This is a genomic window from Marinobacter pelagius, from assembly GCF_900114925.1.
Taxonomy (GTDB): Bacteria; Pseudomonadota; Gammaproteobacteria; order Pseudomonadales; family Oleiphilaceae; genus Marinobacter; species Marinobacter pelagius.
Genome location: NZ_FOUR01000009.1, coordinates 19,808 through 34,046, shown reverse-complemented (window position 1 = coordinate 34,046; position 14,239 = coordinate 19,808). Strand labels below are relative to the sequence as shown.

General features: G+C 59.5%; 18 protein-coding genes and 1 tRNA gene. 15 read left to right on the top strand and 4 right to left on the bottom strand.

Features of this window, described 5'->3' with window-relative positions; all coding sequences use genetic code 11:
- Positions 1-2: 2 nt before the first annotated feature.
- On the bottom strand, positions 3-1,016 hold the full coding sequence (locus tag BM254_RS15815) for an NAD(P)/FAD-dependent oxidoreductase (RefSeq protein ID WP_092005966.1): 1,014 nt from the start codon (positions 1,014-1,016) through the stop codon (positions 3-5).
- Positions 1,017-1,122: 106 nt separating this feature from the next.
- Here BM254_RS15815 and BM254_RS15810 point away from each other — a divergent pair, with 106 nt between their 5' ends.
- From BM254_RS15810 to BM254_RS15765, 10 genes are all read left to right on the top strand, one after another.
- Positions 1,123-2,079, top strand: coding sequence for an acyl-CoA desaturase (locus BM254_RS15810; RefSeq protein WP_092005963.1), 957 nt, complete (start codon positions 1,123-1,125; stop codon positions 2,077-2,079).
- Positions 2,076-2,543, top strand: coding sequence for a nuclear transport factor 2 family protein (locus BM254_RS15805; RefSeq protein ID WP_092005960.1), 468 nt, complete (start codon positions 2,076-2,078; stop codon positions 2,541-2,543). The genes BM254_RS15810 and BM254_RS15805 overlap by 4 nt, the downstream gene beginning before the upstream one ends.
- Positions 2,540-3,340, top strand: coding sequence for an SDR family NAD(P)-dependent oxidoreductase (locus BM254_RS15800; protein WP_092005957.1), 801 nt, complete (start codon positions 2,540-2,542; stop codon positions 3,338-3,340). Before BM254_RS15805 ends, BM254_RS15800 begins: the two co-directional genes overlap by 4 nt.
- Positions 3,337-4,602, top strand: a complete 1,266-nt coding sequence (locus BM254_RS15795; RefSeq protein ID WP_092005954.1) for an NAD(P)/FAD-dependent oxidoreductase — start codon at positions 3,337-3,339, stop codon at positions 4,600-4,602. The genes BM254_RS15800 and BM254_RS15795 overlap by 4 nt, the downstream gene beginning before the upstream one ends.
- A gap of 2 nt (positions 4,603-4,604) precedes the next feature.
- Positions 4,605-5,489 (top strand): DUF1365 domain-containing protein, encoded by an 885-nt coding sequence (locus tag BM254_RS15790; protein ID WP_092005950.1) that lies wholly within the window; start codon positions 4,605-4,607, stop codon positions 5,487-5,489.
- Complete coding sequence (locus tag BM254_RS15785; protein ID WP_092005947.1) at positions 5,477-6,754, top strand: SAM-dependent methyltransferase; 1,278 nt, start codon at positions 5,477-5,479, stop codon at positions 6,752-6,754. Before BM254_RS15790 ends, BM254_RS15785 begins: the two co-directional genes overlap by 13 nt.
- Positions 6,751-7,272, top strand: a complete 522-nt coding sequence (locus BM254_RS15780) for a DUF2878 domain-containing protein (RefSeq protein WP_092005944.1) — start codon at positions 6,751-6,753, stop codon at positions 7,270-7,272. Before BM254_RS15785 ends, BM254_RS15780 begins: the two co-directional genes overlap by 4 nt.
- Positions 7,269-8,018 carry a hypothetical protein gene (locus tag BM254_RS15775; RefSeq protein WP_245777459.1) on the top strand — a complete coding sequence of 250 codons (750 nt, stop codon included), beginning with the start codon at positions 7,269-7,271 and terminating at the stop codon, positions 8,016-8,018. The genes BM254_RS15780 and BM254_RS15775 overlap by 4 nt, the downstream gene beginning before the upstream one ends.
- Positions 8,019-8,099: 81 nt before the next feature.
- Positions 8,100-8,912, top strand: coding sequence for an exodeoxyribonuclease III (gene xthA / locus BM254_RS15770; RefSeq protein WP_092005941.1), 813 nt, complete (start codon positions 8,100-8,102; stop codon positions 8,910-8,912).
- Positions 8,913-8,930: 18 nt separating this feature from the next.
- Entirely contained in the window at positions 8,931-9,560 is a 630-nt protein-coding gene (locus BM254_RS15765; RefSeq protein WP_092005938.1) for a TetR/AcrR family transcriptional regulator, read from the top strand.
- Between the two features lies 1 nt (position 9,561).
- Here the strand turns inward: BM254_RS15765 and BM254_RS15760 are convergent, their stop codons facing one another.
- Complete coding sequence (locus tag BM254_RS15760; RefSeq protein WP_092005935.1) at positions 9,562-9,978, bottom strand: phasin family protein; 417 nt, start codon at positions 9,976-9,978, stop codon at positions 9,562-9,564.
- 347 nt (positions 9,979-10,325) lie between these two features.
- Here BM254_RS15760 and BM254_RS15755 point away from each other — a divergent pair, with 347 nt between their 5' ends.
- The 4 genes from BM254_RS15755 to hemH are packed head-to-tail and all read left to right on the top strand — an operon-like array spanning position 10,326 to position 12,818.
- On the top strand, positions 10,326-10,763 hold the full coding sequence (locus BM254_RS15755; RefSeq protein ID WP_092005932.1) for a YeeE/YedE family protein: 438 nt from the start codon (positions 10,326-10,328) through the stop codon (positions 10,761-10,763).
- Positions 10,764-10,769: 6 nt separating this feature from the next.
- A complete protein-coding gene (locus tag BM254_RS15750; RefSeq protein ID WP_092005929.1) occupies positions 10,770-11,195 on the top strand; it encodes a YeeE/YedE family protein in 426 nt (141 codons plus the stop codon).
- 45 nt (positions 11,196-11,240) lie between these two features.
- On the top strand, positions 11,241-11,672 hold the full coding sequence (locus BM254_RS15745) for a protein tyrosine phosphatase family protein (RefSeq protein ID WP_092005927.1): 432 nt from the start codon (positions 11,241-11,243) through the stop codon (positions 11,670-11,672).
- Between the two features lie 36 nt (positions 11,673-11,708).
- A complete protein-coding gene (gene hemH / locus BM254_RS15740; protein WP_092005924.1) occupies positions 11,709-12,818 on the top strand; it encodes a ferrochelatase in 1,110 nt (369 codons plus the stop codon).
- 20 nt (positions 12,819-12,838) lie between these two features.
- Here the strand turns inward: hemH and BM254_RS15735 are convergent, their stop codons facing one another.
- The gene (locus tag BM254_RS15735) at positions 12,839-13,069 is read right to left on the bottom strand and encodes a hypothetical protein (RefSeq protein ID WP_092005921.1); all 231 of its coding nucleotides are present in this window, start codon (positions 13,067-13,069) and stop codon (positions 12,839-12,841) included.
- Positions 13,070-13,241: 172 nt separating this feature from the next.
- Here BM254_RS15735 and BM254_RS15730 point away from each other — a divergent pair, with 172 nt between their 5' ends.
- Positions 13,242-14,015, top strand: coding sequence for an IclR family transcriptional regulator (locus BM254_RS15730; protein ID WP_092005918.1), 774 nt, complete (start codon positions 13,242-13,244; stop codon positions 14,013-14,015).
- A 72-nt stretch (positions 14,016-14,087) separates the two neighbouring features.
- Here BM254_RS15730 and BM254_RS15725 read toward each other — a convergent pair.
- Positions 14,088-14,178: transfer RNA gene (locus BM254_RS15725), tRNA-Ser, on the bottom strand.
- Positions 14,179-14,239 lie beyond the last annotated feature (61 nt).

Genomic DNA, 14,239 nt, shown 5'->3' with positions numbered 1-14,239 from the left:
GCTCAGGACGCCATTGCCTGGACCAGCCCGCTGGCACTGTTGAAGGCGCCCTCGACCCGACCACCATCAAGCCAGTCCCCGGCCATGCCGATGCCCAGCTGATCGAACCACAGGTGGCCCGGAAGATTCTCGCCACCGGAGCGGGCGTAGAGCCAGCGGTGGGGTACAAGATCATCCGGCTGAACATCAGTGCCAGTGAGTTGCTGGAATACCCTTACCAGCTCGCCACCAACCTGTTCCGGCGCTGCATCCACATTCGCTTGCGTCCATTCCGCGTTAGCGTGCAGCACCCACCATTGCCCGGAATCCTCACGGCCCGGCTTGCTGGAATTGTTGGCAACCCAGTACAACACCGGATGCTGGCAACGGATACCGTCGAACCCCGGATCCAGAGGCTGGCTGAAATGCGCCGCCACCGCCCAGCAAGGCGCCACGGCTGATACCGATTGCTCCAGCCGGCCTGCAACCTCCTCCAGACCACTCGCCTGCATCAGATCCCTGGCCTGGGCCGGCGGTGCGGTTACGACCACCCGGTCAAAGCGGCCCACATTGTTGCCACCGGTATCGACCAGTTCCCACTGACTGTCTTTACGGGCCATTCTTTCAATACGGGTCTCGGTGACCAGGTCAACATGGGCTGACAGCGCCCGGCTGATGGCTGTCATACGGGGGGTTCCGACATAACGCTCTTCCTCCGGGAAAGGCTCCCTGCTTCCGTCCTGGTGCTGGAAGACCAGGCGCCCCTGCCAGGTGGTGAAACTGCTGTCCCCGGCGTACCGGGTCAGGAAGTCCCGAAAAGCCGGGTTTCTGGCGGTGAAATACTGGGCGCCGAGATCCGCAGAGCCTCCGGGAACCCGTTTCGCGGCCAGGCGTCCACCGGGGCCACGGCTTTTCTCGAACACGGTCACCGAGTGGCCCTGTTCCCTGAGCAAAATCGCCGAAGTCAGCCCTGCAATCCCTGAACCGATGACGGCAATACGGCGTATAAGGTGTCTGTCGGGTGCTTCATTAAACATCGTGTTTGGTGCATCCAATTTGAGTAACGATTACGTAAAACCCCTCGAGCGTTGAGCGATGCTTCGCCGACTTGGTTTCACACAGAAGTAGAAGGGCAATCAGGGTATGACCCGAGTGCAACACTGGTTTATAAACATTCTGAGGTGGTTCGACTCTGACGCGGGTTCGGATCACATCGACACGAGCTCCCGCTCCTTCAATTTCATCCGGGTAGTGCCATTCATTTTGCTGCATCTGGTATGCCTGCTGGCATTCTACACCGGGGCGAGTGCGTTCGCCGTCGGCTTTGCCGTGGCCTTTTTCCTGATCCGCATGTTTGCCATCACGGGGTTCTATCACCGTTATTTCGCCCACAAGACCTTCAAGACCAGCCGGCCGGCACAGTTCATCTTCGGTTTGCTGGGCGCCAGTGCTGCCCAGCGTGGCCCGCTCTGGTGGGCGGCCCACCACCGCCATCATCACCAGCACTCCGACCGTGAGGAGGATCTCCATTCCCCCCATCATGGCGGCTTCTGGTGGTCACACGTGGGCTGGTTCACCTGCGATGCCGGCTTTGCCATGGACGAACGGCGCGTGCGGGACTGGATGAAGTACCCGGAGTTGCGCTTCATCAACCGTTTCGACTCACTGGTACCAGCTGCGGCCGCGGTGGGTATCTATGGTCTCGGTGAGGCTCTGGCGGCCTTTGCGCCTTCCCTGGGCACCAATGGTCTGCAGCTGCTGGTGTGGGGCTTCTTTATCTCCACGGTGATGCTGTTCCACGCCACCGTCTCGATCAACTCCCTGTCCCACGTCTGGGGCAAGCGCCGCTTCGACACCAATGACGACAGCCGCAACAATTTCTGGCTGGCCCTGATCACCCTGGGTGAAGGCTGGCACAACAATCATCACCGCTGGCCCCAGTCGGTCCGCCAGGGCTTCCGCTGGTACGAAATCGACATTACCTGGTACGGGCTGTGGTTGCTGTCCCGTCTGGGCATCATCTGGGATCTGAACCCGATACCGCAGCACATTCAGGAGGAAACCCGCAAGCTCGATGCGATGAGGAGGAAGCAGTCATGAGCACAGCCTCAGCAATTGAAGTAGGTAACAAGAACTCGGCCGTTCCGGCGACGATCGAACACTTCAAGGCACTGTTCAACGAGCTGGACAAGGGAAACCTGAACAAACTCCAGGCAGTCTATAGCGAGGGCATCCGGTTCCAGGACCCTTTCGGTCGGGTTACCGGTCTTGATGAGCTGACCCACTATTTTGCGGGTGCCTACAAGAACGTCATTTCCTGCAGGTTCGAGTTTGAACCTGCCGTCGCCAACGGGGCCTCCGTCGCCCTGCCCTGGGTTATGAAACTGCGCCACAGGCGGATTCGTGGCGGTCGCGAAATTTCCGTGGATGGCATCAGCCATCTGGAGATCGAAGATGGCCGGGTCAGCTTTCACCGGGACTATTTTGATGCCGGCCAACTGCTTTACGAGAACCTCCCGGCTCTCGGGCGGGTGGTCCGCTGGATAAAAGGGCAAGCGGGATGAGTACACGATTGCAGGGACCGTCCAACATCTGGATCACGGGCGCCAGCTCCGGGATTGGCGAAGCGCTGACCCGATCGCTGGCCCGTGGCGGACACCACCTGGTGATCACCGGGCGCCGTGCCGAAGCGCTGGAAAAACTGCGTGAACTGGCGCCCGAGCGGATTCAGCCGGCCGTTGCCGATACCACCAACAAGGAGGACCTGGCCAAAATCGCCCCTGACCTGGATTCAGACCAGCCTCTGGATATGGCGATCCTCAACGCCGGGACCTGCGAGTACCTGGAGGTCGACCAGTACAGCAGTGATGTGATCGAAGCGAACATCGTGACCAATGTGCTCGGTACCGCCCGTTCGCTGGACATTGCCCTGCCCGCGCTGCGCCGCACCCGGGCGATGGGCCGGCCAGCCTCTCTGGTCATTGTCAGTTCCTCCGCCTGGTGGTTTCCCTTTGGCCGGGCGGAAGGCTACGGTGCCTCCAAGGCCGCGCTGAGCTATTTTGCCCACTCGCTGCGGGCCGACCTGGCCGCCGAGGGCATTGACGTTGTGGTGGTTTCACCCGGCTTCGTAAAAACACCGCTCACCGACCGCAACGATTTCCCCATGCCCTTCCGGATTTCCGCCGAGGACGCGGCCGAGCGGATCGTCAGTGGGCTGGCCAAGGGCAAGAACGAGATTGCCTTTCCCAAACGCTTTACCTGGACGCTCAAGATCCTGGGCTCGCTGCCCGGGGCTCTGGTTGACCGCATGGCCGCCAACATGGCGCGCAAGAGTTCTGATCAACAGGAAAAAACCGAATGACCAACGAACGTCAGCGTATTGCTGTCATTGGGGCCGGCGTCTCCGGCCTCACCGCGGCCTGGAAGCTTGCGGAGAAACACGATGTTCAGCTGTTTGAAGCCGGCGATTATGCCGGTGGCCACACCAACACCGAGCAGGTGGAATCCGACGGCCGCACCTGGCCGGTCAATACCGGCTTCATCGTCTACAACGACTGGACCTACCCGAACTTCATCAAACTGATGGACCGACTGGGGGTTGCTTCCGAAGTCAGCGACATGAGTTTCAGCGTGGATTGCCCGTCCTCCGGGCTGCAATACAACGGAACCAGCCTCAACACCCTGTTTGCCCAGCGCAAAAACCTGCTGAACCTGCCGTTCCTGCGCATGATCCGGGAGATCCTGAGGTTCAACCGGGAAACCCGGAAGGATCTGTCTGACGGCAACATCAGCGACGCTGAAACCCTGGGCGAGTACCTGAACCGCAACGGCTACTCCCGGTATTTCCGCAACTACTACATCGTGCCCATGGGAGCGGCGATCTGGTCGGCCCCCGAGATTGTTCTGGAACAATTCCCGATCCGGTTCTTCCTGCAGTTCTTCAATAACCACGGCATGCTGTCGGTGGACGACCGGCCCACCTGGCGGGTGATCAGCGGCGGCTCGGCCGAGTATGTGAAGAAAATGATGGAGCGGATCGGCGACCGCACCCACCTGAACAGCCCGGTCAGTGCCGTGCGCCGGCATGAGAACGGCGTGACCGTCGAAGTGAACGGCGAGAGCCACGAATTCGATCAGGTCATCCTGGCTTGCCACAGTGACCAGGCGCTGGCCATGCTGGCCGATCCGACCGACCAGGAACGGGATGTCCTGGGCGCCATAGCCTACCAGAACAACGACGTGGTGCTGCATACCGACAGCCGCCTTCTGCCCTCCAACCGCCGGGCCTGGGCGGCGTGGAACTACTTCCTCCCGCAGCACAGCACCCAGCCGGTGTCGGTCACCTACAACATGAACATCCTGCAGAACTTCCACGACGCCCGGGAAACCTTCTGCGTGACCCTCAACCGCAGCCAGGACATTGAACCGGACAAGGTCATCAAGCGCTTTGAATACGCCCACCCGGTTTTTACCCTGGAGGCGGTCGCCGCACAGCAGCGCTACCACGAGATCGGCAACCGCAACCGTACCCATTTCTGCGGTGCCTACTGGTTCAACGGCTTCCACGAGGACGGCGTGCGCAGTGCGGTTCGGGTACTGAGTGATTTCGGGATGGAGATCTGAGCATGGGCAGCCAGTGGCTTGAAGGGTCCGTGCGCCATCGCCGAATGCAGCCGATCGGCCATGGGTTCGAATATGGCACCGGGATGCTGGCGCTTGATGTGGACGAATGGGACAGGATCTCCCGCATCAGCCGGTTCTTCTCCCTGGAACGCTTCAACTGGATGTCCCTGCGCCGTGACGATTATTTCCGGCCGGAAGTCCGCAACCTGTCCGCCGCCATTCGCGATTATGTGAAGGATGCGACCGGCTGGTACCCGGACGGGACGGTTGAACTGATCACCCACCCCCGTTACTTCGGCTACGTCTTCAATCCGGTCAGCTTCTACTTTTGCTACGAGCATGGAGAAGATCCCGCCGAAGGCGCGGTGCCCCGCGTAATCGTGGCCCAGATCACCAACACGCCCTGGCACGAACGGCACGTCTATTGCCTGGAGACCACGGGGGCAAAAGCCAACAGCGCGGGCTGGCGAACCGAGCGCTTCGGCTTCTCCAAGCGTTTCCATGTGTCGCCGTTCAATGGCATGGAACAGGAATACCAGTGGACCTTCAGTTTCCGCGGCCCGGAGCTGCGGATACACATGAACGTTTTCCAGGAACAACACAAGCATTTTGACGCCACCCTTGTGGTCCAGCGTACCCCCCTCACTCGTAAAGAATTGCACAGAAGCCTGCGCCGTTTTCCGGTCGAGGCGATCAAGGTGGTCGCAGGCATCTACTGGAACGCCCTGCGCCTGAAACTGAAAGGCGCCCCGTTTTACACCCATCCGGACAAACTGTCCGGGGACGATCCGGCCTATCGCCGGGGAACCGAAGATGCCGGACTGGATGTGACCACCGGCAATGACGTAAACACCACTGGTGGAAGGGTAAGCTCATGGAGAACCTGAATACATCCGTCGATACACGCGAACATGCCGACTCCGGCAACCTGCCATTGATGAGTCGAATTGCCCGGCAACTGGTGCTTCAGCAGCTCAAGGTCCTTCAGCACGGCGTGTTGACCATCAGGGAGGCGGGTGCCGAAACCCTCATCTTTGGTGACGGCGATACCCGTTACGCTCCGGCCGAACTGGTCATCCACGACCACAGCACCTGGCGGGATCTGCTGACCGGCGGTGGCGTGGGTGCCGCCGAGGCTTACGTGGCCGGCGACTGGTCCACTCCGGATCTGGTATCGCTGCTGCGCTTCTTCACCCGCAATGTCGACCGGATGAACGAATTCGAGGACCGGTTCAGCTGGGTCACCAAGCCTGCCCTCAAAGGCCTGCACTGGCTCAACCGCAACACCAAAGAGGGCTCCCGTAAGAACATCAGTGCCCACTACGACCTGGGCAACGACCTGTTCGAAACCTTCCTGGACCCCACCATGATGTACTCCTCGGCCATCTATCCCCGGGAGGATGCCACCCTGGAAGAAGCGGCGGTCCACAAGCTGGATACCATCTGCCGGAAACTGGATCTCGGCCCGGACGATCGCGTGATCGAGATCGGCACCGGCTGGGGCGGCTTTGCCATCCATGCCGCCAAGCATTTTGGCTGCCACGTCACCACCACGACCATCTCCCGGGAACAGCTAGATCTGGCCAAGGCGCGGGTCAAGGCCGAGGGACTGGAAGATCGTATTACCCTGCTGTTCGACGACTATCGGGATCTCGAGGGCCAGTTCGACAAGCTGGTCTCCATTGAAATGATCGAGGCAGTCGGCCCACAGTTTCTGGATAGCTATTTTCAGCAGATCAATGCCCTGCTCAAGCCCGATGGCCTGGCCCTGGTGCAGGCCATCAACATGCCCGAGCAACGGTACGCGCGCGCCCTGAAGAACGTGGATTTCATCCAGCGCTTTATCTTTCCGGGCAGCTTCATTCCCTCGTTCGGTGCCATCCTGGAATCGGTTCGCAACGGCTCGAACCTGGTGCTGACCCATTCGGAAGATATCGGCTTCCATTACGCCCGCACCCTGCGGGACTGGTGCGAGCGTTTCATGGCCAGGAAAGACAGTCTGGATCAGATGGGCTATGACCAGGCGTTCCGCCGCTTGTGGCATTTCTACTTTGCCTACTGCGAGGCGGGATTCAGTGAGCGGGCCATCGGCGTGTCCCAGCTGGTGTTTGCCAAGCCCGGCAACAAACGTGCGAACATCCTGAGCGTATGATTGCCTCGGAAACTTCCCGCAAGGTTCTGAACTTTGTCCTGTTCCAGGCGGGATGGCTTCTTTGTGTGCTGTATCCGAACCGGCTTGCGGTTCTGATCATAGGCCTGTTCCTGATCTTGCACTTCGTGCTGGTCAGCCAGAAGCGGTTCAGCGAACTGCAGTTCATCGGCTTCGGCACCGTGGTGGGCGCAGCCCTGGATACGCTCTGGTTCCAGACCGGCGTACTCTATTCGGAGACCGCCGAGCTACTGATCGTGCCCCCGTGGCTGGTGGCGATCTGGGCCATTTTCATGACCACCCTGTGTCATTCGCTGGACTGGATCAGCCGGAATCGCTGGTTGCCCTTTGTGCTGGCGCCCATCGCCGGCCCCTTTGCCTACTGGTCTGCCAGCAAGCTCGGTGCTGTGTCCCTGCCCGACCAGACTCAATCACTGCTGGCACTCGCGGTGGGCTGGCTGGTGGTATTTCCGCTGCTGCTGTTCATTCGCAAATACCTTTATCCGGAGCTCGCACAATGAAGCGGATGCGTAGGCCTGCCCTGACCCTGTTGCTGTTGCTGTTGGCTGCCACCGGAGCCTGTTACGGAAAAACCTTCCAGTTCTCCGGTGAGGCCCGGGCGGAGAACGGGGAAGTGCTCTATACCGAGCACCATCAGGTTGAAGGCGAATGTACCGAGGGCCAGTTCCGCCCCCTGAATCATCAGGTGGAATATCGTGAACCGAATCAGAATGACAGCTTTGCGGAGAAATCACTCGGGTACGAACGTTCCCCCGTTCAGCCGGAAGTGGATTTCAACCAGCCCCGTTTCGATGAATCGCTCCGGATCAGCTACCCGGGCGAAGGCATGATAGAGGTTGACTGGGTAACCCCCTCAGGCGAAACCCAGGCCTTCAATGTGCCGATTCAGGGGCGTGCCGTGGTTGATGCCGGGTTTGACAACCTGGTTCGCGAGCACTGGTCCGCGTTGCAGCAGGGCCGCTCGGTGGAGTTCCGGTTCCTGGGCCCGACCCGGGGCGAACTCTATGGCTTTATTCTTGAGCCGAGCGAGCATCCCGATCTGGAAGCGGACCTCGAGGTCGCCATTCGGCCCACCAGCATGATCCTGCGCTTCCTGGTGGACCCGATACAGCTCGGCTATAACGACCGGGGCGCACTCACCCATTACCTGGGCCTGACCAATATCCGCAGGGACTCCGATACCAATTACCAGGCCCACATCCGCTACGACATCGCCAGTTACCCGGAATGTGAACTGACTCCCTGATCCTGTCTGTGCTGCCAAGGCAGCAACCCCGTACCAGTGTGTTAAACTCCGCCGGAACCTACGCCGGAGACCTATGCAGCCATGATGTTTGTATCCTTCAACGTCAACAGTATTCGCACCCGTTTGCACCAGCTTGAAGCCGTAATCCGGGACCTGAACCCCGACGTGATCGGGCTGCAGGAAACCAAGGTGCAGGATGAGAATTTTCCGGTGGAGGAGATTCATAAGCTGGGTTATCGGGTCCATTTCCACGGCCAGAAGACCCACTACGGCGTTGCCCTGCTCTCAAAAGAAGAGCCCGAGAGGGTGCTCAAGGGTTATCCCTGGGACGGCGAGGACTCCCAGCGCCGGCTGATCACCGGCCAGTTCACCGTCAACGGCGAAAAGCTGACGGTCATCAACGGTTATTTCCCCCAGGGCGAGAACCGCGACCATCCGGTGAAATTTCCGGCCAAGGAAAAGTTTTACGCGGACCTGATGCGCTACCTGGATGACCTGAAAAAAGAGGGCGGCCATGTCGTGGTGATGGGCGACATGAACATCTCACCCACCGACAGGGATATCGGGATCGGAGCCGACAACGCCAAGCGCTGGCTGCGCACCGGCAAGACCAGCTTCCTGCCCGAGGAGCGGGAATGGCTCAGCCAGGTCGAACAGCGAGGCTTTACCGACGTGTTCCGGTACCTGCACCCGGAAGAGGACAACACCTTCAGCTGGTTTGATTACCGCAGCCGGGGATTCGAGCGGGATCCCAGGCGCGGCCTGCGCATTGACCTGATCATGGCCAGCGACAGCCTGCTGCCCAAGGCCCGAGCGGCCGGGGTTTCCTATGACATTCGCGCCATGGAACGGCCCTCGGACCACTGTCCGGTCTGGGCCAGTTTCGATCTCTGAGGCGCGGCCGGGCGCGACATGAAAAAAATCAAAACCCGCGACCGCATCCTCGATACCAGCCTGACCCTGTTCAACTGCGTCGGGGAGCCGAACGTGACCACCCTGCTGATCTCCGACGAACTGGAGATCAGCCCGGGCAACCTCTATTACCACTTCAAGAGCAAGGGCGACATCGTCGAGGAACTGTTCGGACGGTTCGAGGCTGAAATGCTCGATTTGCTGGCAGTACCGGAAGATGCGGACATCAGCCTGGACCAGAACGGCTTCTTCCTGCACCTGATGTTCGAGACGGTGGCGAGGTACCGCTTCCTCTACCAGGACCTGGTCAATGTGCTGTCGCGATACGACCAGCTGCAGGCGAGATTCAAGAGGCTTCTTAAAAAGAAGACCACCGCTTTTCAGGTGATCTGCGAGAGTTTCCGGCGTCAGGGGATGATGGAAATAAACGGGGAAGAACTTGAATCTTTGTGTGAACAGTTAACGCTAACATCTTGTTACTGGAGTAGTTTTGATACGCTGTCACACCTTGAAGATCGGGAATCCGTGGACCCGGGCCGCGGGGTTTACCAGATGATGCACCTGGTTCTTCCCTACCTCGCCCCCGGGGAACAGGACGAAGTCCGGCTGATGAGCCGGGACTACCTTTGACCTACTCTTCCTCGTCACTCCCGGATCGGTTGCGAATCAGGTTCAACTCTGTTTCCAGGATCTCGATCCGGCGCTCCAGGGCCTCGATCTCTTCACGGCGGTGAATGCCCAGCCGACGCAAGGCACCGGATACCCGCTCGTCAAACATGTTCTCGAGCTTGTCCCAGGTACCGGTGGCCCGCTCACGGACACCTTCGACCCGGTCTTCCACGGACTTGATCTGCTTGCCAACCACGCCCCGGGTCTTGCTCTCCAGCTGTTCGCCTTCCTGCACCAGACGCTCGAAAAACCGGCCGGTGTCTTCTTCGGCCTTGGTGTAGGCACCGAGCCCCGCCAGCCAGATCTGCCGTGCAGAACCCTTGATCCTGGCGGCCAGCTGCGCGTCGGTCTCCGGCTTTGGGGATTTTTCGTCTGACATTTATCAACCTCGGGGTGGAAATTTCGCTTCAGGCCCCTATTGTATTACACCCCCGGCGGGATTGCAGTGGCGCTGAAACCCGCACAGGGAAAGGCCGCAGTATAAACACGCATTCGATATGAAAAAATGTTTTCAAACGAAACGGGCTCTCGCTTGAAGTGTTCAAAATATGGTCAATACTTCACCATACCGGTGTCCCTGCTGATGCCGGTTTGTCTGGAAGTCTTTCATGGATACTACTCGCACGCCTCTGCCCGGCATCCCTTGCCGGGCTTTTTTCGTGGTATTATTGCCCGCCCTTATAAGCTTATTCCTGTAATCAAAAACCTGTCCTCACGGAGTAGTAAATGATCGAGATTGCCTGGAGTAATTTCACTCCCTGGTCGGCTTTGGCCGGCGGTATTCTGGTTGGCCTGGCAGCGGCCAGCTTTCTGTTGCTCAACGGCCGCATCGCGGGCATCAGCGGTATCCTCGGCGGCCTGCTGACACCCCTGAAGGGCGACATCGCCTGGCGTGTGGCCTTCATGCTCGGCCTGCTGGGCGCTCCGGCAGTTTGGCTTCTGGCCGGTGATCTGCCCGCCATCGAGATCAACGCCGGCTACCCGGCCCTGATCATTGCCGGCCTGCTGGTAGGCGTCGGCACCCGCTACGGCTCCGGTTGCACCAGTGGTCACGGCGTCTGCGGTCTGTCCCGCCTCTCCCTGCGCTCGCTGGCGGCCACCCTGAGTTTCATGGCCACAGGTTTCATTACCGTATTTGTTATCCGTCACGTGCTTGGAGTCTGATTGAGTATGAAGTATTCCCTTGCATCCCTGTTTGCCGGCCTGATTTTCGGTTTCGGCCTGATTGTTTCCGGCATGGCCAACCCGGAAAAGGTACTGGGCTTCCTTGATATCGCCGGCCTCTGGGATCCGTCCCTGGCTTTTGTCATGGGTGGTGCCATCATCGTCGGCGTTGTCGCGTTTGCCGTCGCCCGCCGCCGGACCCTGTCGTTTCTCGGTTTCAACATCAAGATTCCGTCCCACAACCATATCGACAAGCGCCTGGTCATCGGCAGCCTCATGTTCGGTGTTGGCTGGGGCGTTGCCGGCTTCTGCCCGGGTCCTGGCATCGTTGCCCTGGGCGCTGGCGAGATCAAGGCAGCCGTTTTTGTTGCCTCGATGGTCGCCGGTATGGTGATTTTCGAATTAATTGAGCGGAACCGGGCAAAAGCCTGAACAATTTCTGGTACTTTAGGCCCACCAAGATTGCGGAGGTACTCCATGGATATCCGAAAGATTGACGACACCATTTCCGTAGCGCCACAGATCAGCGTGGATGATGTGGCCGAAGCGGCTCGCCTGGGCTTCAAGACCCTCGTTGCGAACCGCCCGGATCACGAAGAACCTGGCCAGCCGTCCATGGCGGATATCGAGGCCGCCGCGAAGGAACAGGGACTTGAGTGGGTCTACATGCCGGTTGAATCCGGCAATATCACGGATGAGGACGTGGATCGGTTTGCACCGATGATCCGGGACGCGGCAAAGCCCGTATTGGCTTTCTGCCGTTCCGGCACCCGCTGCACCGTCCTCTGGGCACTCAGCGCTGCCCGCTCCAATCCGGCCCAGGAAATTTTCACCAAGGCCCGTAATGCTGGCTACGACATCAGTGGCCTGGCACCGAGGATGGCGCAACAGGCACAGAACAAGGGGTAGCCGCCCGCCCATAAACCAGAACAGGGACCGACTTGAATGAAATACAAAGGCTCAGAGAATTTCAGCCATAACCAGCCCGAAAGGCTGGGCGTTCTGGTGACCAACCTTGGCACCCCGGACGCCCCCACCACTTCAGCCCTTCGACGCTATCTGGCCGAGTTCCTCTGGGATCCCAGGGTGGTGGAGGTTCCCCGCCCCCTGTGGTGGCTGATTCTGAACGGTATCATCCTGCGCATCCGCCCGAAGCGCAGCGCCGAGGCCTATGCCAGTGTGTGGGAAGCGGAGGGCTCCCCCCTCCTGCTTCATACCGCCAAACAGGCGGAAGGCATACGCGAGGCGCTGAAGAAGAAGTATGGGCCAAACGTTGTGGTCGGGTTCGCCATGCGTTATGGCAATCCGTCCATCAGCAAGGTACTGGATGAAATGCAGGAACAGGGCGTGCGTAAGCTGCTGGTGTTGCCGCTCTACCCCCAGTACTCGGCCTCGACATCGGCCTCCACGTTTGATGCGGTGGCCAGGGACTTCACCAAGCGCCGCTGGCTGCCGGACCTGCGCTTTGTGTCGCATTACCCGGATTACCCGCCTTACATCGAGGCCATGGCCCGTCACATCGAGGCCCACTGGGCCAACCATGGCCGCAAGGACAAGCTGATCCTGTCCTACCACGGGGTTCCCCTGAAGTATCTCCTGAGAGGTGATCCTTACCACTGCGAGTGCCACAAGACCTCGCGCCTGTTGGCCGAGCGCCTGGGGCTCTCGCCGGAGGACTACATGACCACCTTCCAGTCCCGCTTCGGGCGCGAGGAATGGCTGAAGCCCTACACGGACGAGACGTTGAAATCGCTTCCGGGCAAAGGTATCAAATCGATAGATGTGTTCTGCCCCGGATTCTCCTCCGACTGTCTGGAGACGATCGAGGAAATCAACGAGGAAAACCGCGAGTATTTCATGGAAGCCGGTGGTGAGGGATTCAGTTATATCCCGGCTCTGAATGCGACACCGGGCCACATCGAAGCCCTGGTGAAGCTGATTGAGGACAACATTGCGGGCTGGCAGATTCCGACCAATGACCCGGAAAGCCTGGCGCAGCGCCAGAAGCGCGCGGACCAGCAAAAAGAAATGACATACCCCGGCAGATCCCTCTAAGGGATCCGCCGTACACGCGATCAGTCAGATGACTGCTGGCGGCCGGAGTCCGGTTCGGTTCTGGCCGCCTTTTCCTTTTCGCCTTCCTGCAGATCCGGAACCGACTGACAGAAGGTGCATTCCTCGGTATCCACCAGGGCGCCCCCGGTCTCCACGTAACGGACACGGTGGCTGGCCTGGCCACGGTTTGCCGAGACGGCGAATTTCCTGTCTTTGCGACGGTCTTCGGTGTTTTTGGTGGTATCAGGCATAAGCACTCCCAATCAAACAATACTTCCATTATGGGGCTGAAACGGCGGAAACCCAGTAAGCAATAACACGGGGTTTGGGTGTTGCTCCCTGAGCCGGCCGGCGCTAGATTTTGCACCATACGCAAAAGTCCCATATTGTGGCATCGCCCTCGAAGACAAGCCAGGTACCCCCATGAGCGAAATCAAAACCGAATCGCGTATTCAGGTCATTGACCGGGCTGTCCTGCTGATGGACGCCATTGCCAGATATTCCAGGCCGGTGAAACTCAAGACCCTGAGCGCGGATACCGGTCTTGCCCCCTCCACTGCCTACCGGATCCTGCTGTCCCTGATCAGCAATCGGTTCGTGGAGCGGGACTACAACGGCAATTACCGCCTCGGTCAACGACTCATGCAACTGACCAACCGACTGCACACCGACATCGACCTGAGAGCGGTCTCCCTGCCTTACATGGAGACCCTGTGCGAACAGATGGGCGAAACCATCAACCTCACCATCCGCGAGGGGGACGTGGTGATCTACTTCGAGAAAGTCACCCCCAACCGAATGATGCTGGTGAACCAGATCGTTGGCAGCCGTGCGCCACTGCACGTGACCGCCGTCGGCAAGCTGATGCTGGGGCTGGCGGGCAAGGAGGAGATCAAGGCCTACGCAGAGCGGACCAACTTGCCCGCGTATACTCGAAACACCCTGTCCTCACTGCCGGACCTGGAAAAAGCCTGCCTGGCAAGCGCCCGCCAAGGCTACGCCCTGGACAACGAGGAAGCTGAAATCGGCGTGGGTTGTATCGGGGTGCTGATTCACGACAAATCAGGCAATGTCAGTGCCGGGCTATCGGTTTCGGCACCAATCGAGCGGCGTAAGGATGAATGGATTTCGGAGTTGAAGCGCGCGGGCGAGGATATTTCACGGCAGCTGGGCTACCGACCGGACGAGCAGCGATAGGGAAATCTCTGCAGAGGTGCTGATTAGCGCAAGAAGAGGAAACGGGGAAATATCAGGGGAAACTGGAGAAAATGGCGGTGGGCCAGGGATTCGAACCCCGGGACGGCTACTAACCGTCGGCGGTTTTCAAGACCGCTGCATTCAGCCACTCTGCCAGCCCACCTTTCAAAACCATTGCTGCCGTTGCGACAGCGAGGTGCATGATACCGGAATTGCCTGTGCTG

Excerpts from the sequence above, each read along its gene's own strand:
- BM254_RS15815 (WP_092005966.1), bottom strand. The coding sequence starts at position 1,016 with ATGTTTAATGAAGCACCCGACAGACACCTTATACGCCGTATTGCCGTC.
- BM254_RS15810 (WP_092005963.1), top strand. The coding sequence starts at position 1,123 with ATGACCCGAGTGCAACACTGGTTTATAAACATTCTGAGGTGGTTCGAC.
- BM254_RS15805 (WP_092005960.1), top strand. The coding sequence starts at position 2,076 with ATGAGCACAGCCTCAGCAATTGAAGTAGGTAACAAGAACTCGGCCGTT.
- BM254_RS15800 (WP_092005957.1), top strand. The coding sequence starts at position 2,540 with ATGAGTACACGATTGCAGGGACCGTCCAACATCTGGATCACGGGCGCC.
- BM254_RS15795 (WP_092005954.1), top strand. The coding sequence starts at position 3,337 with ATGACCAACGAACGTCAGCGTATTGCTGTCATTGGGGCCGGCGTCTCC.
- BM254_RS15790 (WP_092005950.1), top strand. The coding sequence starts at position 4,605 with ATGGGCAGCCAGTGGCTTGAAGGGTCCGTGCGCCATCGCCGAATGCAG.
- BM254_RS15785 (WP_092005947.1), top strand. The coding sequence starts at position 5,477 with ATGGAGAACCTGAATACATCCGTCGATACACGCGAACATGCCGACTCC.
- BM254_RS15780 (WP_092005944.1), top strand. The coding sequence starts at position 6,751 with ATGATTGCCTCGGAAACTTCCCGCAAGGTTCTGAACTTTGTCCTGTTC.
- BM254_RS15775 (WP_245777459.1), top strand. The coding sequence starts at position 7,269 with ATGAAGCGGATGCGTAGGCCTGCCCTGACCCTGTTGCTGTTGCTGTTG.
- xthA (WP_092005941.1), top strand. The coding sequence starts at position 8,100 with ATGATGTTTGTATCCTTCAACGTCAACAGTATTCGCACCCGTTTGCAC.
- BM254_RS15765 (WP_092005938.1), top strand. The coding sequence starts at position 8,931 with ATGAAAAAAATCAAAACCCGCGACCGCATCCTCGATACCAGCCTGACC.
- BM254_RS15760 (WP_092005935.1), bottom strand. The coding sequence starts at position 9,978 with ATGTCAGACGAAAAATCCCCAAAGCCGGAGACCGACGCGCAGCTGGCC.
- BM254_RS15755 (WP_092005932.1), top strand. The coding sequence starts at position 10,326 with ATGATCGAGATTGCCTGGAGTAATTTCACTCCCTGGTCGGCTTTGGCC.
- BM254_RS15750 (WP_092005929.1), top strand. The coding sequence starts at position 10,770 with ATGAAGTATTCCCTTGCATCCCTGTTTGCCGGCCTGATTTTCGGTTTC.
- BM254_RS15745 (WP_092005927.1), top strand. The coding sequence starts at position 11,241 with ATGGATATCCGAAAGATTGACGACACCATTTCCGTAGCGCCACAGATC.
- hemH (WP_092005924.1), top strand. The coding sequence starts at position 11,709 with ATGAAATACAAAGGCTCAGAGAATTTCAGCCATAACCAGCCCGAAAGG.
- BM254_RS15735 (WP_092005921.1), bottom strand. The coding sequence starts at position 13,069 with ATGCCTGATACCACCAAAAACACCGAAGACCGTCGCAAAGACAGGAAA.
- BM254_RS15730 (WP_092005918.1), top strand. The coding sequence starts at position 13,242 with ATGAGCGAAATCAAAACCGAATCGCGTATTCAGGTCATTGACCGGGCT.